The organism is Streptomyces sp. NPDC058375, assembly GCF_042723425.1.
GTDB lineage: Bacteria > Actinomycetota > Actinomycetes > Streptomycetales > Streptomycetaceae > Streptomyces > Streptomyces durocortorensis.
Map to the genome: position 1 here is coordinate 1 of NZ_JBHXJG010000503.1, position 1,037 is coordinate 1,037.

1 protein-coding gene is annotated in these 1,037 nt (G+C 67.7%); it reads right to left on the reverse strand.

Annotated elements, in window-relative coordinates; translation table 11 throughout:
* The coding region (locus tag ACFWM7_RS35365; RefSeq protein ID WP_383268907.1) for a beta-ketoacyl reductase at positions 1-953 on the reverse strand (953 nt) is incomplete at its 3' end.
* Positions 954-1,037: the final 84 nt, after the last annotated feature.

Below are 1,037 nucleotides of genomic sequence, written 5' to 3' on the forward strand. Positions count from 1 at the left end.
CCCAACGCGTTCAGCCGGTTACGCAGTTCCACGGCGTTGAGAGAGTCGAAGCCCATCTCCTGGAACGCCCGGTCCGCCTCGACCTCGCGCGCGTCCTCATGACCCAGAATGCCCGCGACCACACCACGCACCAGATCGACCAGAGCCCGCTCACGCTCATCCGCGGCCAGACCCGCCAGCCGCCCGGCAAGCGACTGCCCCTCCCCACCACTGCCGTCGGCGGACGGTGCCCGTCGTCGAGCGGCGGGAACCAGCCCCTGCAACAGAACAGGCACATCCACGCCCTGAGCCCGCAAGGCACCAGCATCAATACCGGTCAGCGCCACAACCGGTTCCCGCGCGCTCAGCGCCGCATCGAACAGTCCCATCCCCTCCGACGACGACAGCGCACGCAACCCCATCCGCGACAACCTGCGCAGATCAGCCTCACCCAGATCCCCACTGATCGCACTGGACTCCTCCCACAGACCCCACACCATCGACACCGCGGGCAACCCCGCAGCCCGACGCAAACACGCCAACCCGTCCAGGAAGGCATTACCCGCCGCATAATTCGCCTGACCCGCCGTGCCCAGCAGACCCGCCAACGACGAATACAGCACAAACACCTTCAACCCGCACCCACGGGTCAACTCATGCAGATTCCACGCCCCGTCCACCTTCGGCCGCAGCACCCGCTCCAGCCGCTCCCGCCCCAACTGCGAAAACACACCGTCCTCGGCCACACCCGCCGTATGCACCACACCCACCAGCGCACGCTCCGCCGGCACCGCACCCAAAACCCCAGCCAACGCCCCACGATCAGCCACATCACACGCGGCGAACTCCACCCGCGCACCCGCAGCCTCCAGATCCGCCCGCAGCTCCCCAGCCCCAACAGCCGCCTCACCAGCACGACTCAGCAACAGCAACGACCGCACCCCGTGCTCACCCACCAAACGCCGCGCCACCATCCGGCCCAACGTCCCCGTCGCCCCCGTCACCACAACCGTGCCATCACCCCACTCGATGACCTCACCAACACCAACACCAACACC